This is a genomic window from Moraxella catarrhalis, assembly GCF_001656295.1.
Taxonomy (GTDB): Bacteria; Pseudomonadota; Gammaproteobacteria; order Pseudomonadales; family Moraxellaceae; genus Moraxella; species Moraxella veridica.
Genome location: NZ_LXHE01000014.1, coordinates 11,082 through 32,380, shown reverse-complemented (window position 1 = coordinate 32,380; position 21,299 = coordinate 11,082). Strand labels below are relative to the sequence as shown.

29 protein-coding genes are annotated in these 21,299 nt (G+C 46.9%); 18 read left to right on the top strand and 11 right to left on the bottom strand.

From position 1 onward, the window contains the following. Positions 1–69: 69 nt before the first annotated feature. Positions 70–759: a WYL domain-containing protein gene (locus AO382_RS06185; protein WP_064619114.1), complete on the top strand. Its 690-nt coding sequence runs from the start codon at positions 70–72 to the stop codon at positions 757–759. A gap of 33 nt (positions 760–792) precedes the next feature. On the opposite strand, the gene AO382_RS06180 is transcribed toward AO382_RS06185, so the two are convergent. Further along, positions 793–1,554: a helix-turn-helix transcriptional regulator gene (locus tag AO382_RS06180; RefSeq protein ID WP_064619112.1), complete on the bottom strand. Its 762-nt coding sequence runs from the start codon at positions 1,552–1,554 to the stop codon at positions 793–795. Positions 1,555–1,671: 117 nt separating this feature from the next. Between AO382_RS06180 and AO382_RS06175 the strand changes: the two genes are divergently transcribed. From AO382_RS06175 to AO382_RS06140, 9 genes are read left to right on the top strand one after another with little or no spacing between them, the layout of a single operon-like run. Beyond that, a complete protein-coding gene (locus AO382_RS06175; protein ID WP_064619110.1) occupies positions 1,672–1,866 on the top strand; it encodes a helix-turn-helix domain-containing protein in 195 nt (64 codons plus the stop codon). Then, positions 1,863–2,087, top strand: a complete 225-nt coding sequence (locus tag AO382_RS06170) for a ribbon-helix-helix domain-containing protein (RefSeq protein WP_064619106.1) — start codon at positions 1,863–1,865, stop codon at positions 2,085–2,087. Before AO382_RS06175 ends, AO382_RS06170 begins: the two co-directional genes overlap by 4 nt. 25 nt (positions 2,088–2,112) lie before the next feature. Next, on the top strand, positions 2,113–2,337 hold the full coding sequence (locus tag AO382_RS06165; RefSeq protein WP_064619103.1) for a helix-turn-helix domain-containing protein: 225 nt from the start codon (positions 2,113–2,115) through the stop codon (positions 2,335–2,337). After that, entirely contained in the window at positions 2,334–2,756 is a 423-nt protein-coding gene (locus AO382_RS06160; RefSeq protein ID WP_064619100.1) for a hypothetical protein, read from the top strand. Before AO382_RS06165 ends, AO382_RS06160 begins: the two co-directional genes overlap by 4 nt. Further along, positions 2,753–3,787 carry a hypothetical protein gene (locus AO382_RS06155; RefSeq protein WP_064619097.1) on the top strand — a complete coding sequence of 345 codons (1,035 nt, stop codon included), beginning with the start codon at positions 2,753–2,755 and terminating at the stop codon, positions 3,785–3,787. The genes AO382_RS06160 and AO382_RS06155 overlap by 4 nt, the downstream gene beginning before the upstream one ends. Continuing rightward, positions 3,771–4,322: a hypothetical protein gene (locus AO382_RS10805; RefSeq protein ID WP_064619095.1), complete on the top strand. Its 552-nt coding sequence runs from the start codon at positions 3,771–3,773 to the stop codon at positions 4,320–4,322. Before AO382_RS06155 ends, AO382_RS10805 begins: the two co-directional genes overlap by 17 nt. Further along, the gene (locus AO382_RS10675; protein WP_154806259.1) at positions 4,319–4,486 is read left to right on the top strand and encodes a hypothetical protein; all 168 of its coding nucleotides are present in this window, start codon (positions 4,319–4,321) and stop codon (positions 4,484–4,486) included. The genes AO382_RS10805 and AO382_RS10675 overlap by 4 nt, the downstream gene beginning before the upstream one ends. A gap of 10 nt (positions 4,487–4,496) precedes the next feature. Beyond that, a complete protein-coding gene (locus AO382_RS06145) occupies positions 4,497–4,760 on the top strand; it encodes a hypothetical protein (protein WP_064619092.1) in 264 nt (87 codons plus the stop codon). 32 nt (positions 4,761–4,792) lie between these two features. Further along, positions 4,793–5,005: a hypothetical protein gene (locus tag AO382_RS06140; RefSeq protein ID WP_064619089.1), complete on the top strand. Its 213-nt coding sequence runs from the start codon at positions 4,793–4,795 to the stop codon at positions 5,003–5,005. Between the two features lie 105 nt (positions 5,006–5,110). Here the strand turns inward: AO382_RS06140 and AO382_RS06135 are convergent, their stop codons facing one another. The 6 genes from AO382_RS06135 to AO382_RS06115 all read right to left on the bottom strand — a co-directional run bounded on the left by AO382_RS06135 (position 5,111) and on the right by AO382_RS06115 (position 12,422). Continuing rightward, complete coding sequence (locus tag AO382_RS06135) at positions 5,111–5,308, bottom strand: hypothetical protein (protein WP_064619086.1); 198 nt, start codon at positions 5,306–5,308, stop codon at positions 5,111–5,113. A gap of 328 nt (positions 5,309–5,636) precedes the next feature. Beyond that, positions 5,637–6,518 carry a hypothetical protein gene (locus AO382_RS06130; protein ID WP_064619082.1) on the bottom strand — a complete coding sequence of 294 codons (882 nt, stop codon included), beginning with the start codon at positions 6,516–6,518 and terminating at the stop codon, positions 5,637–5,639. Between the two features lie 96 nt (positions 6,519–6,614). Continuing rightward, positions 6,615–6,842, bottom strand: a complete 228-nt coding sequence (locus AO382_RS11440; RefSeq protein WP_081261382.1) for an ogr/Delta-like zinc finger family protein — start codon at positions 6,840–6,842, stop codon at positions 6,615–6,617. A 54-nt stretch (positions 6,843–6,896) separates the two neighbouring features. After that, entirely contained in the window at positions 6,897–8,147 is a 1,251-nt protein-coding gene (locus tag AO382_RS06125; RefSeq protein ID WP_162270578.1) for a contractile injection system protein, VgrG/Pvc8 family, read from the bottom strand. Further along, a complete protein-coding gene (locus AO382_RS06120; protein ID WP_227513647.1) occupies positions 8,131–8,661 on the bottom strand; it encodes a phage tail protein in 531 nt (176 codons plus the stop codon). Before AO382_RS06120 ends, AO382_RS06125 begins: the two co-directional genes overlap by 17 nt. A 29-nt stretch (positions 8,662–8,690) precedes the next feature. Continuing rightward, on the bottom strand, positions 8,691–12,422 hold the full coding sequence (locus tag AO382_RS06115) for a phage tail tape measure protein (protein WP_064619076.1): 3,732 nt from the start codon (positions 12,420–12,422) through the stop codon (positions 8,691–8,693). A gap of 48 nt (positions 12,423–12,470) precedes the next feature. Between AO382_RS06115 and AO382_RS06110 the strand changes: the two genes are divergently transcribed. Continuing rightward, entirely contained in the window at positions 12,471–12,692 is a 222-nt protein-coding gene (locus AO382_RS06110) for a hypothetical protein (RefSeq protein ID WP_064619074.1), read from the top strand. 142 nt (positions 12,693–12,834) lie between these two features. Here AO382_RS06110 and AO382_RS06105 read toward each other — a convergent pair whose 3' ends face one another. The 4 genes from AO382_RS06105 to AO382_RS06090 form a co-directional block, all read right to left on the bottom strand. Further along, entirely contained in the window at positions 12,835–12,954 is a 120-nt protein-coding gene (locus AO382_RS06105) for a GpE family phage tail protein (RefSeq protein WP_064619071.1), read from the bottom strand. Positions 12,955–12,959: 5 nt separating this feature from the next. Next, positions 12,960–13,265, bottom strand: a complete 306-nt coding sequence (locus tag AO382_RS06100; RefSeq protein ID WP_064619069.1) for a phage tail assembly protein — start codon at positions 13,263–13,265, stop codon at positions 12,960–12,962. Positions 13,266–13,503: 238 nt separating this feature from the next. Continuing rightward, the gene (locus tag AO382_RS06095; RefSeq protein WP_064619066.1) at positions 13,504–14,019 is read right to left on the bottom strand and encodes a phage major tail tube protein; all 516 of its coding nucleotides are present in this window, start codon (positions 14,017–14,019) and stop codon (positions 13,504–13,506) included. Positions 14,020–14,221: 202 nt separating this feature from the next. Beyond that, entirely contained in the window at positions 14,222–15,388 is a 1,167-nt protein-coding gene (locus AO382_RS06090; RefSeq protein ID WP_064619064.1) for a phage tail sheath protein, read from the bottom strand. A 154-nt stretch (positions 15,389–15,542) separates the two neighbouring features. On the opposite strand from AO382_RS06090, the gene AO382_RS06085 reads away from it, so the two are divergent. From AO382_RS06085 to AO382_RS06055, 7 genes are read left to right on the top strand one after another with little or no spacing between them, the layout of a single operon-like run. Next, on the top strand, positions 15,543–16,184 hold the full coding sequence (locus AO382_RS06085) for a phage baseplate assembly protein V (protein WP_064619061.1): 642 nt from the start codon (positions 15,543–15,545) through the stop codon (positions 16,182–16,184). Beyond that, on the top strand, positions 16,181–16,513 hold the full coding sequence (locus tag AO382_RS06080) for a GPW/gp25 family protein (protein ID WP_064619058.1): 333 nt from the start codon (positions 16,181–16,183) through the stop codon (positions 16,511–16,513). The genes AO382_RS06085 and AO382_RS06080 overlap by 4 nt, the downstream gene beginning before the upstream one ends. 1 nt (position 16,514) lies before the next feature. Beyond that, the gene (locus AO382_RS06075; RefSeq protein WP_064619056.1) at positions 16,515–17,402 is read left to right on the top strand and encodes a baseplate J/gp47 family protein; all 888 of its coding nucleotides are present in this window, start codon (positions 16,515–16,517) and stop codon (positions 17,400–17,402) included. Continuing rightward, a complete protein-coding gene (locus AO382_RS06070; protein WP_227513641.1) occupies positions 17,403–17,951 on the top strand; it encodes a phage tail protein I in 549 nt (182 codons plus the stop codon). Continuing rightward, positions 17,948–20,335, top strand: coding sequence for a phage tail protein (locus AO382_RS06065; RefSeq protein ID WP_064619053.1), 2,388 nt, complete (start codon positions 17,948–17,950; stop codon positions 20,333–20,335). The genes AO382_RS06070 and AO382_RS06065 overlap by 4 nt, the downstream gene beginning before the upstream one ends. After that, positions 20,335–20,865 (top strand): DUF4376 domain-containing protein, encoded by a 531-nt coding sequence (locus AO382_RS06060; protein WP_081261380.1) that lies wholly within the window; start codon positions 20,335–20,337, stop codon positions 20,863–20,865. The genes AO382_RS06065 and AO382_RS06060 overlap by 1 nt, the downstream gene beginning before the upstream one ends. After that, positions 20,855–21,298, top strand: coding sequence for a hypothetical protein (locus AO382_RS06055; RefSeq protein ID WP_064619050.1), 444 nt, complete (start codon positions 20,855–20,857; stop codon positions 21,296–21,298). The genes AO382_RS06060 and AO382_RS06055 overlap by 11 nt, the downstream gene beginning before the upstream one ends. Position 21,299: the final 1 nt, after the last annotated feature.

Below are 21,299 nucleotides of genomic sequence, written 5' to 3'. Positions count from 1 at the left end.
AAAAAGTTTAAGATAATGAACTTTTTTTCTGCTAGCATTAAACAAAGCTGACCAGCCAAGGTATTTGTAATGTTTAAGTTGATTATTATCGCCTTTATCGGATTTTGTCTTTACAAGGCTTATGCACTGCACAAAGCCAAAAAACATCGCCAAGAAAGCAAGCCTGTGGAGCTACCTGTACCAAAGCAAATCAAAACCCCAGAGCAGGAATTGGAAGAAGAGCAAGCCTATCATGACAAAATTCGCAGAGCTGTAAGCGCTAGAACTGGGGTTGCTTTATCTAGAAACACCGCACCAGAATTAAGCGGTGATTTGCCACAGATTGGCTCAATTCAACGCGCACTGTACGAGATGGAACGCCAGCAGGCTGATGAAAAACAGGCAGAGATTGAGCGCAAAACGGCAGCTGAGAGAGAACTGGAAAGAAGTGAATCGGCTCGCCGAGCGCTCAGGGCAGTGAATGAAAAGAAAAAAGCCGACAGCCGTACCAAATATTACGACCCTTGGGATGATGAAATCGACGATGAACTCACCTGCTTCATCCGTTACACAAATGAAATTGGCGAATCCAGCGCCCGCCATATTAAGCCGATTAATGTTAGATTAAATAAAGCAGGAAATTGGACGGTATTTGCTTTTGACCACAGCGTCTCGGAATCAAGAACTTTTAGAATTGACAGAATTGTCTATTTGGAACACAAAGATGATTTATACACAGATTTTGACGAAATATTAAAATTTTTAAAAAGTATCACATAAAACAAAGGGCTTGAATCACTCAAGCCCTTTGTTTTACCAATTCAACATACTTTGGATATTCCACACCCAGCCAATCAATACAAAATTATTATCAATCTGATCTTGATAGCTGATAATACGCTCTGGGTAATCATCTTTGTTTGCGCTAACTATACGGATGGCATTATTTGGCTCCTTATATAGATATTTACATAAGAATAAGCCACCATACTCAAAGACAAAAATGCGGTCATTTTTGATGGTCTGTTTGGTACGATCCACCCATATTGTATCGCCGTCATTAATCACAGGGCTCATAGAGTTATCAAATGCTGTGGCAGCAAACACCATATCAGGTGTTGAGCGGATGCGTTCAATGGTTAGGCGGCTAATCATTAATTTTCGTGATTCGTTCTGCATTGCTTCACCAATTGCACCATTACCACAAGCGAAAGCTAAATCCTTGAAAAAAGGCACAGCAACAACCTCACCATCAAATTGCGTTTCATCATCCCAAGTTGTGATCGGCATAAAATGACCAACATTTGATACTGTTTCAGTGATTGGTACTGTGCCATCTGTTATCATCACGCTTGGTACAACCTCCTTACCTGTTGCCAACCATTGTAATGTTACCCCAAGTCGTTCCGCCAAGCGCTCCATTGTCACCACCGAATCTGGCTCGGTTTTACCACTCACCCAGTTCGACACCGTCCCCTTGCTAGCCTTTACATCATTAACAAGATCGACCTGCTTAATGCCTTTTGCCTTCATCGCATGTACTAAGCGACTTTGGAATGTGTCTAAGTCTTTCATAATCACACCTTGGTTTAAATCATTAAACAAATTTTAATGGATTGGATTGATTTCCGCCTAAACATATGGTTTAATATGTTGTACCTTTTAACCTAATTTGTTTAATTGGATAAACTTATGACTGTTGACGATTTAAAAGAATTCTTCCAAGTGATTTACGACAGCGAGCTGACAAGTAAGCTTGGTGTATCCAAAGGTACCATTAGCAACTGGCGAGCTCAGGGTATTCCATCCGAAAAACAAGCCATGTTACAGGTACAGACCGAAGGCAGATTACAAGCCAAAGTTCCTCCGCTAGGGTCACAAACATGAAAAAAACTCATCAAATCACCGTCCATTTGTCCGAAGAATGTGCCGAAGTCGTTGGTGCATTGGCAGATTTGTCGAATTTGTCGAAGTCTGAATGGTTGCGTCAGCTGATCGAATCAGACTTACATCGCCGCTACTGTCAAGCTCATGATGCCATGAGTTTATTAGCGCCACTACAAAACTATCAGAACTATCAGAAAGATTGGAACAAAGAGCACGGATAGAGCGAATAGATCTTAAGGATTTTTTATGATTCAGACACCCACACCAATACCCAAAGGTCAGTGCGGCATATTGCTTGAGCACCTAAAATCAGCACCCATCACACACCTTGAAGCTGTTAAGATGTATAACATCACAGGGTTTTTGGCGCGTATCAGTGAGCTACGCGCGATGGGCTATGCCATCACAGATACCTATCAGACAAGCCCAAAGGGCGCACGTTACAAAGTCTATCGCATGGGGGCGACATGACATTCAGCAGACCACGCCAGACCCAAGCACAGATTGATGAGGTGAGCGCCTGGATGGCAGCACATCCCGACTGCGTCACCATCTATCAGTCACACGCCCCAAAGCCTCGACCTGCGCATACAGTCAAGCCACCGTCTGCCATGGGCTACGACACTGCGCCGTCCTATCGCAGGAAGTATGACGGCAGAGCGAGGGGTAGCTATACCCTCAGCACAGCTGAGCGCATTTGGTATGACGCACTCAAGCAAGGTGCGGTCATCGCAGAGTGTGACGCCAAGAATGTCTATGGCATCCGTAGACCTGCGTCACTGATGGCTGATATTAATTTTCTACATCCAGAACAACCAATTACCACCACCATCGCCATCTCCAAGTCAGGGCGAAAGGTGCGTGCCTACACGATACAGAGGGCATCATGAGCACACTACTGATTAATGAGCCACCCCTGCAGGTGCTACCATCGCTTGCAGTCGCAATAGGTCTGAATGAAGCTATGGTGCTTCAACAGCTGCACTACTTGCTGGCATTCTCGACTACGACCGCAGGGGGGAGAAAATGGGTGTATAACAGCTATGAGTATTGGCAGAAGCAGCACTTTCCGTTTTGGAGCATCGATACCGTCAAACGCGCCTTTGCCAGTCTAAAAAATCAAGGCTTGGTGCAGTTCGAACAGCTACAAAAAAAATTGCGCAATAAAACCAATTTTTACACGATTAATTACCAAAAATTAGGTGAATTATCCACCGAAATCGAAAAAACCAAGCTCCAAAATGAGCAGGTAGATCAGGAAAACTACCCCGATCCATCAGGGCAAAATGCACTCATCCATCAGTGCAAAATGCCACGATGTCATCAGGGCAAAATGCACTCATCCATCAGTGCAAAATGCACCGATCCATCAGTGCAAAATGCACCGATGTCATCAGTGCAAAATGCCCCGATGTCATCAGTGCAAAATGCCCCACAACAAGAGAATACCAATAGAATACCAAGAGAATACATACAACAGATTGTTAGCGATGCTGAAATTCAAAACCAAGCTGCGCAAATTTCGCAGAAACCCAAAACCCAAAAAACCCACAAATCAAAAACCACATATGAACCGCCACAGGGATTCAAAGCCACAGCTGATCAGGTCGAACGCTGCAGACAGATGGGATTAGATCCAAACGATGAGCTTGTTAAATTTTTGGATTGGCACATATCCAGAGGTAACGGATTTGTTAACTGGGAGAGGGCATTTTCAAGCTGGATTAGAAATGCCAAAAAATATCAAAATCAACCGCAAACGCAGATAAACAAAGGATTCAGATATGACAACCAACAGCCACATCAGCCAAATTTTGACACGCGTACCACGGCAGGATATGCCGCAAAACTTGCACGAGACATGGCAAGCCAAGGACTCATCAGCGAACCCAAGCGAGGCACTAATGGCGGAGATTGGTAAGATGTTCATCGCTTGGAAAGCGTGGTTCAAAAACAAGATGCGTGGCGATGACTGGGGCAGTGAGACCGTCGCACTGTGGGCGCAGTATTTGACCGCCAAATCTATCACCAAGCGTGAATTTATGTTGGCAAAGAACGCCTCATTTGACTGTGATTTTCCGCCCAATAACGCGCGTGAGTTTTTGCAGATGGCACGCATGGCAAAATATCCTGACCCTGCCCAAGCCCTGAATATCGCACTCGATGCCGCTCATCAGCTGGGCTATGAGCCAAGCCTCACCAAGTGGCGCCATAGCGTGGTGTATGAGACAGCTCGGCGTATCGGTAGTTATGCGCTTTTGACAGACCCCAAAGTATCTGACAGATGGCATAAGATCTATGCCAAGGTTTGCCAAGAAGCGGATGACGGTCAAGTATTTAGCATACCCAAATATGCTCAAATTGAGCTAAAAACACCCAGCGCGTCAGCAGAAACGGTGTCAGGCATCATGGATAAACTGATGGCCATCGTCGGCAAAAAGGCGAATCACGCATGACTTACTACCACGACCCAAGCAGCGGACAAATCGCTCAAGTACTCAGCATTGATGCTCACGATATCGCCACCGTCGTGATTGATCAGATCAAGCAAAAGATGCCATGGCATGAGTTTTTACAGCAGTTTTGTTCGATGGCAACATTCAAACCCAGCAGATTTTAAGGAAAATATCATGAAAATCATCACCCACCACCCAAAGCAAAAAACGCCCATCATGCCACGCCGTGGTCAAGTCTGGCAGCCCAAAGATGCCGCCGCCAATGCCGTCGTGGTCGCTAATGTGGGCGATACGCGCGTATATCTGCAGTATGTCGATGCGCTTGATGTGTCGTTTTTAATGGACTTATCAGCTTTCATTCAGCACTACACCAAAAGCCCAAAGGACTACGCCCTACCAGCTGGTCAAATTGAGCAAATTCAGCCATTTTTTGCCTAAGCAAGCAAAAATGGCGCTTTTGCACCTCTGCAATGAAGCGCAAATGCCCCACAATCGCTCAAAATGCGCTCAGCACCCTAGATACCAAAAGGATCGCAGAAGATAGCCTACGGCGCGCGCACGCCCACCAAATGCAATCAAACAGACAGATTAAAAGCCCCCAGGCGGGCGAGGCGATTGCGCGGCATCGCTGTCGCGGTAGTGCTATTTGGCGTTTAGAGCGCGCAGGATCGATATTGAGCTAGTGCAGGTTAAAAGATACACAACTCATCAAAAAAGCGATTGTGGGGCAAATGGTGGGCAATTAGAGCATAAATAAAGCCCATCGGAGCGATGGGCTTTGGATAGTATCAGGATTTGATAGTCTTGGCGTATTCAAGCAATGCCATTTTAATTGCCCCTGCTTTGGATGTGTCATGATGTGCCATGATGGCTTCCAAAGCCTCTAAGACTTCAGGCTCGGTGTGGCTGATAACTAAAGCGATATTGGCTAGGGCTTTGGCTCTGTATGTGTTGGTGGCTTTTTGGTGCGCTGGACTGACAGACATTTGACAAACTCCCGAAGTGTGCTATGATAATCAAAAGGAGCGGTTAGGGTTAGCCCCTAACTCAAGCCCCAAAGTAGCTGCTACTACTTGTCGGGCTGTTGGCTTAGTAAGCGTGATTGCTTATGAGCGCCAACACAATGATAACGATGATCTTAATAAGCGTTGTCATTGTTTTTACTCCTGCAGTTGCCACCACTTACACAGGTCGGTGGCGGTAACCTACAAGGCAAGGCTTACTCCCTTGCCTTGATACTTATATTATATACTAGTATATAATATAAGTCAAGTTTTGAGCATAAAAAAGCCCATCAGAGCGATGGGCTTTTGGTTAATCTATGACGGTTTCAAGGGTGCGAATCACACCTAAAATATCATCTTGATCTGTCCAAGCTTGTCCGTTATGAGCTAAACATTCGATACGATCAACTCGAAAAGATTTAACCCGATTTGCGTTGATATCTACCGCACTCACCACCCAATTGCCTGATTGATTGGCTTTTAGGGCGCGTGGAATGATAGGGCGCGTCGATACCGCACCTTTTGAATCCCTATATTCCATCAAGCATACTTTGTCTTCGCCAAGTTCAAGATCGGCTTTGGCCTCAGGTTTCGGCGGCTGAGGCTTTGGTTTTGGCTTAATGTCGTCCAGCTGCTCTCGAGTCTGTGACAAGTCCATTCTTGTGCTTAGTAATTCTGCCTCAAGTGCAGCAATCCTATCATTGATCGCCTGTTGTTCTTTAGCAAAAGTCTGATCTTGTTCTGCTCTAATTTTTGCCTCTTGCTCGATAAGCATATGAGCTTCAGCGTCCGCCTCTTTGAATTCAGGTATAGACTCTTCTGCAGTTTGCAAAATTATTGGCGGCTGATCGGTTGTGCTATCAATGACAGGCGATGCCTTGCGCGCTTTTCCGATCTTTGCGCTACGGATAATTAGCCAGATTACCGCGCCAACACCTGCAAGCATTCCAATGATATCAATGGCTGATGGTTCAACAATACCGCCGTCAGGCATCAAAAAGCTTGCTATGGCAAAAATAATAATCCACCCTAATGCGGTGTAAAGCAGTACCTGTGGTCGGGTGAAATTGCCGTAAGGATTGCTGCTGGCGGCATTCTTGGGATTGGAAAACGGAAAAAATCGCGGTGCAATTAACCACCAAAACGATAAAATCCACCACCCAAAGAAGAGAAAGTTAAAGAAACTAGACATTGCTCAATCCATGTTAAGTTCAGTGAAATAAACATAACATATCATCAAAGCAACATGTTGGCAACATAAAGCCCGTATTTACACGGGCTTTATTGATTATAAATGGACTTCCTTGCGGCCTCTGTGCCTCTGAGGTAGTTTGATGTTAGAGTCTGGGATACCAGATGGCGACATCTCACCATCATACTCGCACGACATAGTACCAGACCAGCTGCATGACAAGTTGGTACATTGTACCCACATACGTCTTAGCAGCGCGTGCTCTTGACGACTTGAGCGTATGCGTACGCTATTTTTCTTACAGTGCGGACAGATCCAGCGCATTGTCTCCTCCTTTATTGTTTGTGCGAAGATTAACACGTGAATTACAAATGTGCTTCACTTTTTGCGGCTCTGTTTTTTAACCTGCCTAACTTGTCGGGCTTTGGCGGACTTGGCTTTTGGACCGGATGCCTCGGCGCTGTCCGTAGGCTTGGCTTCCGGCTTATCCTTGGGCTCGCCGATACGGATGGGCGGCATAATCTCGCTAATCTCACCGAGCGTACGCTCAAGCTCGATGTCGGTGGTGTAACCATTGTCGTCCAGATTATGTACAACATTAGTTAGCGTCCAATCCATAGCGTCAATGGTGGGCTTAAGTCCATAGACTAGTACAGGCATTTCAGGGATAAGCAAGGCATCACCCATCGCCAAAGAGTATGATAGGTGAGCTATCGCACGCTGTGCCTTGCGATATGCTGATACGGCGGTATCGGTAGCCGATGCTTGGTCACGATGCACATAGCGAATCTCTCGGACGGTATCGGTCTCATCTCCTGCCAGTATAGGGACTTTTTCTTTTTTGGCGGTATCATAAAAATAAGTGCGCACTCCTGTAATGACTTCATGCGTCTCGCTGTAGCGATGCCTATCGCCCAACTTGCGATTGATGATGACATGGGGTAAATCTTTGCCGCTGACGGTCTTGTGCTTGCCAATGGGCGTGAATAATAAAATATCATCCTTGATGCTGGCAGTGGCATCAAATTCTTCAGCAAGCCGTGTTAGTAGATTGATGTCGCTTTCGTTTTGATCTACATGATAGATGAATTTTTCTGACAGCTCATCTGCTATGCGCATCTCTAGACTGTGCTCATGAGCAATCTGGCTTATGATGTCGCCTAGCGTTTTCTGATCAAAAGATCGTTCTTTTTTGGTGGTGAGGCTGGTCTTTAGGTCTGCACTCATGGCTGTAATAGATAGTACATCTGGTGCGCCTGAGTGCTCAATTTCATTGACAATATACATGCCTTTATAGACAAGTCCTGTAGTATGCCAGCCTAGATATAGTTCAATTACCGCCCCTTTTGGCGGTATCTCAAGAGCACCATCATGATCTGATAATGAGACTTCTAGCGTATCAGCCTCAAGCCCTCGGTTGTCTGTAAGTGTCAGACTGATAAGCCTGCTATTAACACCGGTGCTAACATCGATACCATTAATAACCAGTTGCCACCTGGGGTGTGGATAAGCTCTTTCAAGCTCATCTTTGATGCGCCCAGTTGCAACGCTGACAAAATCCAGACCGGCATACAGCATTGTCTTACCCTGCGCCTGCAGTTGTGTGATGCGCTCATAATCCATTTGCATAACCTCCTGTCTGGCCATAGTCCACGCTTTCACCATTGGCTGCTCCAAATGCCGTCTGTGCAGCGCCTACCCAGACATCATCAACCCCATAGCTCTGCAGCGTCTCAGTGAGAGCGGCACCTACCGCCTTGATGGTGTTATTTTTGAGCGTCTTAGGTGTGCTGATCTGACGCAGTTCAATCGTGAATTCAATCTTACGAGGTGTACCATCTTTAAAGAATATGGTTTGAGTCTCTTCAATTTCTTCTATTACATATTGCCCCCAGACGCGGCGATTTCCGCTGATGAGAGGGTAGGCTTTGCCTTTATCTGCCATGTTTGACAGTTCGACCAGGCTCTTAGGTGAGCCCTTAAAGCCTGGCATGATTGAGCCTGACAATGTTAATGTATTATCTCCACGCCCAAGAAACTGGTAAGCGGGTAGGGTGCCTATGCGGCTATTCGACGTATGTCGCCAGCTGGTCTTATGACTTAGGTTTTGGTAGCTCACTTTGTTGAGTGAAAATACAAACATTCCAAGGATCATCATCATAATATGTACTCCTAATATCTATCAGTGAATGATTGGCGTGTGCGCTTGGCTTTTTTGCGCTCGTATTCTTCGATGACAGCACGAACTTGGTCAGCGATATCTCGTGCATCACCGCTTGGTGCATTGATATTAATCGTGATAGTGTCACCAGCATAATGACTGACTGCATTACCTTTTGATGCAGGTGCTAGAGTCTTAACTGGTACAATTCTTTGAGTGTTGACAGGTTGTTGTAATAGTCCAATATTTCGAGTGAAATTGCCAAGTAATGGCATGAATCCACGTGTTAGGCCCATGTCTAGACCTGCTGCCATGTCAGAACCGACCGCCGCCATCTTGCGTGAGGGGCTGTGCGTATCAGACTCAATGCGAGCGGAACGCTCTGCTGCAGCCGCTAGCCGGGCACCTGCAGCAAGGACGCGTCCAATACTTGACTCAATACCTGATGCTAAACCATTGCCAATATCTTGACCAATGACGAAAAATCGTCCCTTGACGCCATTCAGGTAGCTTAATGCCGCACTCATGGCTGACTGCAGTCGTGACAGAATTGGATTGCCGCTCATGGCACTACCCAGGCTGCGCCAACCTTGAGCGGTCACACTGCGCAGTCTAGTGAACCCTGAGCGCATGGTATTGATGACTGTTGCCATGCGAGCGGTGATAGTGCGTGCAATAACAGCCATGCCAGACGCTGTCGTTGCTGCCAATGCGATAAATATACCTGCCATCATCACAGGTAATCCGGCTAGAGTTACAGCGATTACAGCTGGTAGGGCGGCCACCGATGCAGCAACAACAGCGTCAATCCCCATGAATGCCGTGCTGATTATCATCGGCACTGTGGCAAGTATTGTCCCTATCCCTGTAACCATCACGCCAAAAATATTTATCACACCTTGGGCGGCAGTGGAGACGACAGCGATTACTCCCTGCATTGTTGTGCCAATGGTTGCAATGACGTTGATGCCATTAGCTCCCGATAAGCTAGATGTAATTGAGTTCCAGATCTCTGAAGCCTTGGCGGGTAGTGATTGCCTCGCCTCATCAAACTTCGCTTTAGCTGATTCCCACATGCTGCCAGCTTTTTCACTGATGCTCTGGCGCGCCGCCTCAAAACCTGATGCTAAAGATGAGAAGAAACCACCGCTATCACTTGAAGTGCTACCGCCGGCACCTGTATCGCCACCGATGGTAAATAAGCCTTTGAACTCTTCCCACAAACTCTTGGCTTTGTCTTTATACTCGGTGATTTTAGACATTAAGCCATCCCACTTCTCACGAAGTGGGGCGAAAATATCGCCGATTGATAGTGTGCCACTAAATAAGCCTGTTAGCTTATCCCACACCCACTTGCCTACTGCCCAAAGTGTGCGCAGTGGCAGGGTTGCGATCATAAATGACTTAGCCAAAAATCCGCCTACAGTCTGACCCAGACTGCGCGCGCTACCCTCGCCGACCTGAGTGAGGTTAAAGAACTGTCCAAGCCAATCGAGCACAGGCTGAATGGCATTACCAATGGTTTCAAAAATCGGCATGATAGGCTCAGCCGCCGCCTTGATACCATCCCAAACTCCTGCAAAAAATGCCTTGATCGGCTTCCAAAATTTATAAATCAAAAAGGCAGCACCGGCGATCAATGCGATTTTGAGCAGTAATGGTGCAGCCAGTGGTAGAAAGCCTTTAAAGGCCGTTAGCATCAAACCGCCCAATTTGCCGAAGCTTGTCAAAACCAGCATAAGACCCTTACCCAGGCCGCCCGCCAATAGGGGTATTATCTTGGCGATAGCACCGCCAAATACTGCAACTGCCTTGCCGATACCGCCAAGCGAACCGCCAAGCGTCAAAAATGACATTTTAAGCGCGGCAATTGGTATAACCACCGATGAGATAATCACGACCAAAGCCGCTATGACAGTAATAACGCCTGCCAGTACTGCACCAAATTTCACAATTCCATCAAACAACTTTGGATGGCGGTCAATCCAATCGCCCATCTTCTCACCAAGCGAGGTGAGCCACTTTGTCAATGACTCAACCCAAGGGGCGAGTGCTTCACCTGCGCGAGCCATCAAACTCGTGGCGGTACCGCCAGCAGCATCCCATAAGTTACGCAGCGTACCAAGCTGTGCTTGCACACGCTGATTAATGTCTGCTTGGCGTGCCATCTTGGCGACCACTTCATCATAGCCCGCTTGACCCTTTTCAATCATGATATTTAGAGCTTGGGCGACCTCAGCGTCATTGCCAAAAGCATCTGACAATATCTGGATACGTCTTTCGGTATCAATCCCTTTTAGCTGAGAGAGCTGAGCAAACATCTTCTCAAAGCCACCAAACTCCCCTTTGCCATCGGTAAAGTCGAACTTTATATTAACACCTGCATTTTTGAACGCCTCGTTAAAGATATCGGTGTCCATCATTTTTTGAAAAATTTTACGGTATGCGTTCCCTGCACTGTCGCCATTCATCCCTGCTTGGTCTGCCATGACGATGAGCGGTGCGACAGTATCGACAAACTCTTTGCCCTGCTTGCCGATCACGCTCATGCTTGATGATAAATTCTTAAAGCCGCCCAAGATATTGGTTGAATCCGCGCCAAGATAGTACATTTTTTGGACGGTATCCATCAGGCTCATCATATCTTTTTCGGTCGTCTTGGTAGCATCTTGTAGTTTGGCAGCAAACTCCGCCGCTTGGTCAAAAGGCATCTTGAGCAGTACCGCCAAATTACCTGCAGACTCACCCACACCGTCCAAAATCGACTGAAAGCTGATGCCCTGCTGCACTAGAACTGCCATCATTTGCTTAAAGTCTGCCGTTGTACCGGGCAGTCTGTTACCCATTTTCTCGGCAAGCTTTACGATGTTTTTATATTCTTTGGCGACGGTGCCATCGTCACTCATCATGGAGATTCTAAGCGTGGTCTCGGCATCTTGGCTATCGGCATATGCCTTGACCGCTAAGCCTGCACTACCTGCCACTGAGCCAGCTACACGCAAGGCTTCCATGCCATATTCACGGGCTTTTTGGGCTTTTTCGATGATGGCTTTTTGCCGCTCAATCTTTTTGCCCGTTTGTTCTATTTGCTTTTCAAGCTTTTCTTGGGCGGTTTTGGCTTTTGCCACAGCGGTGGCATGGTTACCATAGGCGTTATTGATACGGTTAAGCGTGCCTTGCTGTGACTCGATGGCGACTTCGGTCTTTTTGATGTCTGCTGCCACCTTGGCTTGAGCTTCGGACAGCTTCATGCCACCAAGTCCCACATTATTAAGCTCTTGGCGCATTTTCTTGAGCATCGGCGTATTTTTCTCCACCGTGTTTTGAAGCTTTTTGGCTTCTTTTTCTAGCTCAGAGAGTTGTTTTTTGATTGCACTATCAGCATTGCCGCTTGCCATTTGAGCCTTAAGTGCTTCAATCGATTTTTTGTGTTGGGTAAGCGCAGTACTGGCATCAAGGGTGTCTTTTTTAATTTTCTCGAAGCGATCTAGTTTTAGCTTAAGACTGTCTAATTTTTTTAGTTCATCGCTTAGACGCTCTGTTTCTTTGATGACGCCTTGGGCTTCGTCTTTGAGCTTGTCAAAAGCACTGGTGTCAATATCGGGCAATTTGAATTTTTCTACCGATTTTTTTAGGTCATCAAATTGGTCGCTCAGCTCTTGGGCAGGCTTAATGGCTTTTTCTAGCGCCTGTGATAACTTGTCATTAAGTGATAAATCAACGGATAATTGAAGCTTTGACATATAGCCACCTATGGTTTATGCTAACAGAATAGAAAAGGAACAAATGCTATGGGGCTAGATATCAACGAAATGCGACGCCAGCACGATGCGCTGATGAAATCATTTGACGAGCTTGATAGACTACAAAAAAGCAACGCCGAGCGAGCTGTGCGCCTATCCACTCCATCGCCCCGCCGCTCCCTAGGGTTGTTTGGTTCGCTTGTGGTAATGGCTTGCACCATCTTTATGATGCTTGCTTTGATTGTTTTGGCTGCTGCTATATTCTTATAACTTAATTAATCACCAAGGTTCGCCTATTTGATTTATCAAAAATTTTATTGATTGCGCTGAGTGTTTTGCCAGACCTGCTCATGATCAAGCGACATCCATCATAATCATGCCCAAGCCATCGCTGACTTGGGCATTTTGCGTTTTAAAGTTTGGCTTCTTGCCGCTCAATGGCGAGCTCATGCCACATCATCAGCTCGCCCACCGTCATTTCCCCACAGTCGGCAGGCGTCCAGCCAAAGACCACCGCCAAATTGGCAATCACTTCTTCTACTCGTCTGGGGTAGCCTCGGTCGCCGCATTCGTCAAAAAACCCAAGATCTCACCGCACAGGTGTAAAAAGTCGGTAAACTCGATCGTGTCAAAGGCTTGCTGTGGAATCATCGGGCTGGTGACGCGTGGAATGATTTTTGCGACTTCATCAAGCTGCATATCGATGAGCTTGGTGAGACTGACACCTTTTAGATGGCTCACCAATGGCTTGGTGATAGTGATCTGGGTGATGATGTTATCGCCAAGCTTCACTCCATGTTCAAGGGTGATGGTTTTGGTTGAGGGGGTGACAAGCGCTGTCATGATTAGCTCCTTAAAATTTGATGGCAAAAATAAGCACGCCGAGACCTGCACATACTGCGAAAATCAGCCAAGCCATCGCTTGGATTAAACCTGCCTTATCTGCACCTTGTTCGCTCATTTTTCCACCTATATTGACATTGTTACTGCTTTTTATGTTAAAATTCATCTATGGTTGTCCTTGCATCGAAAGGATAATCTAGAAAAAGCCTAAGCCTGTCCGCTTGGGCTTTTTTGCATATTAAGCACCGATATTCTTGCGATGCTCTGCCAGCATATCTTTGCCGTTGACGTTTTCGACAAGGTTCGGGATGTCAATTTCAATGACCACCTTGCCATTGATAGTCAGTTTGTAATAGCTCCAAATGGTCTTGATGCTGACTTCTGTGTCTTCACCCGATTGGGCAGAGCCGAGGTTAATCTCTTCATGGCGACCACGTACGACGATCTCCACCGCTGTGGTTTCGCCCGTGTCGTCCTGCTGATAAGAGCCTGCAAAACGCAAACCCACCCCTGACACAGTCGGCGTGGCGAACTGCTCAAGCACTTGGCTATCAATACCGCCCAATTTCCACTCAAATTCGTTGGTATCGTCTGATAAGCCTAGATCAACCTTGACGGTGCCGTTCATGCCGCCACCACGCCAATCCTCGAATTTACGGGCGAGCTTTGGTAAAGTGACTTCGCCTGTTTGCCCCATGTATGAATTGCCCTCATTGAACAAATTCATCAGTTTTAATTTTTTTGGTAAAGCCATGATCAGCTCCTGATTTATGATTACTTAGGGTGCATAGAAGTGCTACCACTCCTATGGATTTTGCTTTATAATGCTACTTCCTACCGCATAGGTAGCTTAGAAAATGTATGATCCACCTTCATTGAATAGGCTCATGTTCTCTATCACACAGATAGCTTAAATCCAAAAAACCGCCAAGCCGCACAACTTGGCGGTTTTTTATTTATGCCGTGATTCGGCTTGCAAACTCAGCCAGATAGCTGTCAGTGATACGCTGACGAAGTGTCAAGTTCTCAAGCGGTGGTACCGGCGTGTAGTCATAATCCAGGCGTAGCTGCCCATCTTTAAGCGTCTCTTTGGTGTTGAGCTCTGGATCGTACCAGCAATTAGCGTCGATGATATAGCCTTGAGCCTTTAGGTCACGGAATTTGGCATTGATGCCCTCGATGATGTCGCGGATTAGGCTTGGGTGCATTGGCTTATCCACTGCCCAAAGATGCGCCTCGGCGATGGTGTCTGCCAAGACCTGCGCGGTGCGCGTGTAATTCTCAAATGCAAATAATGGATCTTTGGTACAAGTACGAGAACCCCAGAATCTAAAGCCGTCACGCTGAATCAAGGTAGTGACTTCTTTTTCGTTTAAATAGCCAGCATCGGTAGCGGAGCTCTGTAGCTGCCAGTAGACATCTTTATCAATACCCACAACGCCATTAACCACGACATTGGATAGGGTTTTGTGCCAGCCTTGCTCTTGATCAATTTTGGCACGCAGTCCCAAAGCATAGGCAACCGCGGGTGCTGACTGGGTTTTTTTCGATGTGGTATCAAATGCCAAGAAATCAGGCCAAATCACCATAATCTCACGCCCACCCAGTGCATCACGAAACGCGGTAGCCTCCTCTTTGGTCTTACAGCCGTGTGCCGAAACATAACAAAATGCGCGCAGCTGCTGGGCAGCAGCGCCCAGTGCAGTCGCAACAGCGGCAGTGTCTAGACCTGGCGCACCTAAGATACGGGGCTTGACACCAAATTTGGCTTCGGCAGTCAAAAGCGCCTTAATACCCTTGTATTTACCTTCTTCAACACCGCCGACGACGGCCGCCGTTTGGGCTTCTTCTTCGTCACTGGCTGCCACACGCACCACCACGGTGATGGCATTGGTTTGATCTGCAATGGCTTGTAGTGACTTGGCGAGTGTGCCTTTTTTGCCCGCCTTGCCAACGGCGGCCTGTACATTTGTCAGCAGTACCGCTGTGTCAAGCGGAAAAGTGGTTGTATCTGCATCATCCGCAGTGGCAATCAGTCCGATTACTGCTGTGGCCACGGTCCGAATCGGACGAGTGCCTTCATTAATCTCTAAGACTTTGACGCCGTGATGATAATCTGTCATAGCTCTCTCCTGGTGTTAGGTTGCTAATTAGAATAATTAACAGCACCGCCTTTCGCTATCGTGCTTTGTTGTAAGACGCCAACTCACAACAAACCGAACTTTAATAGCGTTTAATTTTTTATAAAAATGGCGAAAAAGACAAACGGATATAACCATGAGCGATATTATCAGAAGGCTAGAGAACCTGATCCGTATTGGCACTGTCGCCAGTGTCGACCATGCTGCAGCACGCTGTATTGTGGACTGTGGCGGCATCGTCACCGCACCCCTGCCGTGGCTGACACTGCGAGCCGGTACCGACCGCACTTGGGACGCCCCAACTGCAGGTGAGCAGGTGGTGGTGCTCGCTCCTGGTGGTGAAATGATGCAAGCTGTGGTCATCATGGGGCTGTATCAGACCCAAGCACCAGCACCAGCTGCCCAAGCCCACATCAAGACCAGACATTTTGAGGATGGCGCGACCATCACCTACGACACCGCTGCCCATGCTCTGACGGCGATCTTGCCATCAGGTGGCACGGCTGTCATTACAGCAAATGGTGGCACCACCATTAACGCATCAGGCGGAATCACTATCAATGCGTCAGGCGGTGCGACCATCAATGGCAACACCAAAATCAACGGCAATCTGAACATATCAGGATCATTGGCTGGTGGCACAGGTGGCGGTGGCGGTGCGACCATCAATGGCACCATCAAGGCAACAGGCGATATCGTGGCAGGTAGCATCAGCGTCCAAAACCACAAGCACATCGAACAAGGTGATGGTAAACCAACATCGGCGGCGATAGCATGATAAGCAGAAATAACGGCGAAAAAATCGACTATGTCGATCAGATCCGCCAATCAATCACCGATATTTTGACTACGCCGATTGGTAGCCGAGTGATGCGGCGTGAGTACGGCTCACTGTTGCCAGAGCTGATTGATCAGCCATTTAATGATGCTGTGATTTTGATGTGCTACAGCGCCATTTATAGCGCTTTACATGATTGGGAGGACCGCATCGTCATTGAGCAGGTGGGCATTGAGCGCATGAGTCATGGGCAAGTTGTTGTCAATATTGACGCGTCATTTAGTGACTCAGGAGAAGCTGTGACGTTATCGGTAGACCTAGGAAGATGATATGAGTATTGATTTCAAGCAGCTACCTCCACCTCAAATGATTGAGGCTTTAGAGTATGAATCGCTGTTGCAAGTTAGAAAAGACGCGCTGATTTCAAGATTCGATGCGCATGAACAACCAGCCATCCGGGCGCTACTCGACCGAGAAAGCGAGCCTCTGACCAAGTTTATCGAGGAAAACTGTTATCGTGAGATGATCTTACGTCATCGTATTAATCAAGTAGCTAAGTCTACATTGCTGGCTTATGCAAAAGGATCGGACTTGGATAATGTGGCAGCCAATTTTAATGTTGTCCGGCTGATTACAAAACCTGCGACAGATAAAGAACCTGCCGTTTATGAATCTGATGAAGTTTTTCGTCTGCGTGTGCAGCGCGCTTTTGATCGGCTGTCGGTGGCTGGCCCTGAAGCGGCATATAAATATCATTGTTTATCGGCTGATGGACGTGTCGCTGATGTTACGGTGGTTAGCCCGTCACCTGCGGTAGTGACCATCACAATTTTACAAGGGGATAGCGAAAATGGTGCAGCAAGCCAGGAGCTCGTGGATATCGTCACTCAGGCAGTTAGCGCCGAATCGGTACGACCCATTGGCGACCGTGTTACGGTACAGAGCGCTCAGATTATTGACTATGCTGTCGTCGCCAAAATTCATACGAATAATAATCCTGAGTCTGCCACAGCACTTACCACTGCTCAAAATCTAGTGCGTGAATATGTCTATGCGCGCGCACGCATTGGACGATCAGTCAGGCTCTCGGCATTGTATGCCTGTCTGCATATTGACGGTGTAGCGAGAGTTGAGTTGATACAGCCAGCTGCCGACATCGAGATCAGCTCATCACAGGCGGCGTATTGCACCAATATTGAAATATCACTAGGGGGATAGGTGGTCATTATTAATGATTTATTGCCGCCGAATTCGACTGACTTCGAACATCGGGTCACGCTTGAGATGGCAAATAACACAGAACTGGCAGCGCCAATTGATACGCTTTCAAGCCCAAATGATGCACCAGCTGAATTTTTGTCTTTTCTAGCTTGGCAATATTCAGTGGATTCGTGGGATGTCGCTTGGCAGCCAAGCTTACAGCGTGCTTTGATTGGGCAATCGTTTCGCGGTCATCAAATCAAAGGTACCATTACAGCCATTCGTGAGATTCTGAGTAAGTTTGGCTATGAGGCAAAATTTACCGAGTGGTGGCAAACCAAGCCACCTTTGCCTGCTGGTTCATTTACACTTGAGCTATCTACAGCGGGTCGTGAATTGAGCGAGTCTGTTTATCAAGAGATAAATCGGCTGATTAATGATGCCAAACCAGTCAGTCGCCATCTAAAAAATTTACAAATCACTTTAACACCAAAGGCCATCATCTATTTAGGTGTGGCACTACATATGGGTGATGAGACCATTATTTATCCCAAAGAGGCCATATGAGCACCTATTACACAATTATCACCAATATCGGCAAAGAACAGTTTGCTACCGCAAGTCAAAACGCGACCAAAGTCACCATCACCCATCTTGCTTTAGGCGATGGCGGCGGTGTGATACCTACACCCAGTGCCGACCGCACCGCTTTAATTGCCGAAAAGGTGCGCGTGAATGTCAATCAAGTTGAACCACATCATACCAATAGAAACTGGATTGAAATTCACGCTATCATTCCCTCTGGATCAGGCGGTTACACCGTACGAGAAATTGGCTTGTATGCAGGCAATACATTGATTGCGATCGGATCTTTTCCTGCCACTTATAAACCCTCTGCGACCGAAGGTAGTGCTCGTGAAATGAGTATTAGGGTAGTGATTGCTGTCGAGAACGCCAGTGTAATCAATGTCACGCTCGATAATTCGCTAGTATATGTTACAAGAAAATGGGCAGAGGATAATTTTGTTAATCATAATGAAGTCATTAATACACTCTCCGCCACCGATACTAACAAGCCATTATCGGCGGCACAGGGCAAGGCTTTGCAGGATAATAAGGCGGAAAAAACCACAAATATCACAGCAGGCAACGGCCTAACAGGCGGTGGCACGCTACAAGCTAACCGCACACTGACACTGGGCACACCGTCGCAAATCACCGCAACCAGCACCAATGCAGTAACGGCCACCAGTCACACCCATGCCATCGATAAAGCAACAGATGCCCAAGCTGGCGTCGTCATGCTTTCTCACCTAACCGACGGTACAGACAAATCAAAGGCTGCTTCTGAATATGCACTTGGCGAAGTACGACGCCTTGCCAACCAGGCGCAAGTGTCTATTGATGGTATTGCGCTAACTTGGTCTAATATTGAAAATAAACCTGCTACTTATCCACCTGCTACTCACACGCATTCTTGGGACAGTATCACAGGTAAACCAAGCTCATTCAATCCAAGCCATCACACTCACCCTTGGAGCCAAATCACTGGGGTTCCAAGTGCCAGCACGTCAAGTTCAGGCGTCGTCATGCTTTCTCACCTAACCGACGGTACAGACAAATCAAAGGCTGCTTCTGAATATGCACTTGGCGAAGTACGACGCCTTGCCAACCAGGCGCAAGCATCTGCAAATGGCATCAGTTTGACCTGGGACAGTATCACAGGTAAACCTTCATTATTTCCCCCGTCTAGCCATACCCATACTATCAGTCAAATCAGTGGGCTGCAGTCGGAGCTCAACAACAAAGCTAATGCCAATCATATTCATCATTGGAATGACATTACAAATAAGCCAAGCTCATTCAATCCAAGCCATCACACTCACCCTTGGAGCCAAATCACTGGGGTTCCAAGTGCCAGCACGTCAAGTTCAGGCGTTGTATTATTGAGTAACTCTTTGAGCAACTCAAGCACCACCCAAGCAGCGACTGCCAATACGGTTAAGTTACTAAACGACAACAAGCTTGATAAAACCAATGTCATTACAAATGCTTCACAAATCACCACTGGTGATCTAAATAATTATACACGGCCTGGATATTATTATTGCAGCTCAGGCTCGCACGCTACCAATATTCGAAATACACCTGTCAATCGTGCGTTTTCATTGGAGATTACACAAACTGATGGTGTCATACAAACATTTAAAGAAGCCCATAATGCCAATGTTTGGATACGCACTTACAATTCATACTGGGATGAATGGAAAAAATTGGCTGCCACCACCGATAATGTCAGTAGTGCAACTCGCTTACAAAATGCCCGCACCATTTCATTGACTGGGGCGCTATCGGGCTCAGCAAGCTTTGACGGTTCATCAAATATCAGTCTTTACAGTACTATTCGCACAGCCACAACATCGGTTGCGGGTATTGTGCAGCTCAATAACTCCACTGATAGCACATCCACCACCCAAGCAGCGACTGCAAATGCTCTTAAAAGTGCCTATGATCTGGCCTTTGCCGCTGATAATAATGCCAATAGGAGGGTCTCTAGAAATGGCAGTGAGACTATTTATGGCGTTAAAACTTTTGATGCTTCGCCCAAAGCACCTACCCCTCATTTTGCAACTAATGATACTACGGTGGCAACCACAGCGTTTGTCAAATCTCAAATCAGTGTGCTCACTGGGACGATTAATCATGGTGGCACATTGCCACTACCCTCTGGATATAGTGAGTCACAGTGCCGCTTCATGGTATCAGTCAATAAAGATAATCCCGATAAAGCCGCTTGGGATATTAATGAAAATGGTTGGCATTTTCACTATGGCTTTGAGTGTTGGGCTAATGGGCGAGTTGTTCATGTCGGTGCTTATCTTGGGAATTATGGCAGTAGAACTAACTTTGTGGCAGGGGTTGCTAATTATATCGTTATCGGAGTGAGGTAATGTTCTATATCTTTAATGCTTCTGGAAAAAACATCGCAAGTTGTGATTTTGAGCCTGATCGTGAAGATCTGGTAAGTCGTGGCGAATTTGCGATTGAATATCACGACAGTTTTCATGGCGAACTTCAATTTACTAATGGAGAAATCAAAGTCATTGAAGCGGTGCAGTCTATAGAAAGTAAACAAGCTCAAGTTTGGGAAGCCATCAAACAAAAACGCCATGCCAACACCCGCGGGGGCGTATATATCAAATCCGTGGGCAAATGGTTTCATAACGATGACAGCTCTCGCACGCAGTATCTCGCCCTGCAAGTCTTGCCAAACCTGCCTGATAATCTGATGTGGAAAACGATGGATAACGAATTTGTGCCGATGACCAAAGATTTGCTCAATGAGATTGCGATGACGATGCTTGCTGAAGAACAAAGCGACTTCGCCAACGCTGAACGCCACCGCTTGGCGATGATGCAGGTGGATGATCCGCTAGATTATGACTATAGCACAGGATGGAGTCGGACGCATGGACAATAAAGTCTATTTGGCGTGCTATCACGGGCGCGCGGATAAAGTGGGTCATCGTTTGTGTGATGGCATCACGCGCTTTATAACCAAAGGCAAATATAGCCATTGTGAGATCGCTATTAAGGTGCAGGGTAATATTTATCACTGTTACTCATCAAGCATTCGTGATGGTGGCGTGCGGCGTAAGACGATGCTACTTGATGATAAATGGGATATCTTGCCCATAGATATACCGCCTGCGCAAGTAAAACAATATTTTGGCGCGACTACAGGATCGGGCTATGACCTGCTTGGTGCGCTTGGTGTGGTTTTTGGGCTAAGGCAGCATACAAGTAAGTATTTTTGTAGCGAGTGGTGCTATAACGCCATCTTTGGTAAGACAGGCGGTTGGCGGTTTAGCCCAAATGATTTATATGAGATAACTAAAGACGAAAGGGGGTAAA

Excerpts from the sequence above, each read along its gene's own strand:
- AO382_RS06115 (WP_064619076.1), bottom strand. The coding sequence starts at position 12,422 with ATGTCAAAGCTTCAATTATCCGTTGATTTATCACTTAATGACAAGTTA.
- AO382_RS06085 (WP_064619061.1), top strand. The coding sequence starts at position 15,543 with ATGAGCGATATTATCAGAAGGCTAGAGAACCTGATCCGTATTGGCACT.
- AO382_RS06155 (WP_064619097.1), top strand. The coding sequence starts at position 2,753 with ATGAGCACACTACTGATTAATGAGCCACCCCTGCAGGTGCTACCATCG.
- AO382_RS10675 (WP_154806259.1), top strand. The coding sequence starts at position 4,319 with ATGACTTACTACCACGACCCAAGCAGCGGACAAATCGCTCAAGTACTC.
- AO382_RS06090 (WP_064619064.1), bottom strand. The coding sequence starts at position 15,388 with ATGACAGATTATCATCACGGCGTCAAAGTCTTAGAGATTAATGAAGGC.
- AO382_RS06185 (WP_064619114.1), top strand. The coding sequence starts at position 70 with ATGTTTAAGTTGATTATTATCGCCTTTATCGGATTTTGTCTTTACAAG.
- AO382_RS06145 (WP_064619092.1), top strand. The coding sequence starts at position 4,497 with ATGAAAATCATCACCCACCACCCAAAGCAAAAAACGCCCATCATGCCA.
- AO382_RS06180 (WP_064619112.1), bottom strand. The coding sequence starts at position 1,554 with ATGAAAGACTTAGACACATTCCAAAGTCGCTTAGTACATGCGATGAAG.
- AO382_RS06175 (WP_064619110.1), top strand. The coding sequence starts at position 1,672 with ATGACTGTTGACGATTTAAAAGAATTCTTCCAAGTGATTTACGACAGC.
- AO382_RS06055 (WP_064619050.1), top strand. The coding sequence starts at position 20,855 with ATGGACAATAAAGTCTATTTGGCGTGCTATCACGGGCGCGCGGATAAA.
- AO382_RS11440 (WP_081261382.1), bottom strand. The coding sequence starts at position 6,842 with ATGCGCTGGATCTGTCCGCACTGTAAGAAAAATAGCGTACGCATACGC.
- AO382_RS06135 (WP_064619086.1), bottom strand. The coding sequence starts at position 5,308 with ATGTCTGTCAGTCCAGCGCACCAAAAAGCCACCAACACATACAGAGCC.
- AO382_RS10805 (WP_064619095.1), top strand. The coding sequence starts at position 3,771 with ATGGCGGAGATTGGTAAGATGTTCATCGCTTGGAAAGCGTGGTTCAAA.
- AO382_RS06170 (WP_064619106.1), top strand. The coding sequence starts at position 1,863 with ATGAAAAAAACTCATCAAATCACCGTCCATTTGTCCGAAGAATGTGCC.
- AO382_RS06140 (WP_064619089.1), top strand. The coding sequence starts at position 4,793 with ATGAAGCGCAAATGCCCCACAATCGCTCAAAATGCGCTCAGCACCCTA.
- AO382_RS06130 (WP_064619082.1), bottom strand. The coding sequence starts at position 6,518 with ATGTCTAGTTTCTTTAACTTTCTCTTCTTTGGGTGGTGGATTTTATCG.
- AO382_RS06120 (WP_227513647.1), bottom strand. The coding sequence starts at position 8,661 with ATGTTTGTATTTTCACTCAACAAAGTGAGCTACCAAAACCTAAGTCAT.
- AO382_RS06075 (WP_064619056.1), top strand. The coding sequence starts at position 16,515 with ATGAGTATTGATTTCAAGCAGCTACCTCCACCTCAAATGATTGAGGCT.
- AO382_RS06080 (WP_064619058.1), top strand. The coding sequence starts at position 16,181 with ATGATAAGCAGAAATAACGGCGAAAAAATCGACTATGTCGATCAGATC.
- AO382_RS06125 (WP_162270578.1), bottom strand. The coding sequence starts at position 8,147 with ATGCAAATGGATTATGAGCGCATCACACAACTGCAGGCGCAGGGTAAG.
- AO382_RS06065 (WP_064619053.1), top strand. The coding sequence starts at position 17,948 with ATGAGCACCTATTACACAATTATCACCAATATCGGCAAAGAACAGTTT.
- AO382_RS06110 (WP_064619074.1), top strand. The coding sequence starts at position 12,471 with ATGGGGCTAGATATCAACGAAATGCGACGCCAGCACGATGCGCTGATG.
- AO382_RS06060 (WP_081261380.1), top strand. The coding sequence starts at position 20,335 with ATGTTCTATATCTTTAATGCTTCTGGAAAAAACATCGCAAGTTGTGAT.
- AO382_RS06160 (WP_064619100.1), top strand. The coding sequence starts at position 2,334 with ATGACATTCAGCAGACCACGCCAGACCCAAGCACAGATTGATGAGGTG.
- AO382_RS06100 (WP_064619069.1), bottom strand. The coding sequence starts at position 13,265 with ATGACAGCGCTTGTCACCCCCTCAACCAAAACCATCACCCTTGAACAT.
- AO382_RS06165 (WP_064619103.1), top strand. The coding sequence starts at position 2,113 with ATGATTCAGACACCCACACCAATACCCAAAGGTCAGTGCGGCATATTG.
- AO382_RS06095 (WP_064619066.1), bottom strand. The coding sequence starts at position 14,019 with ATGGCTTTACCAAAAAAATTAAAACTGATGAATTTGTTCAATGAGGGC.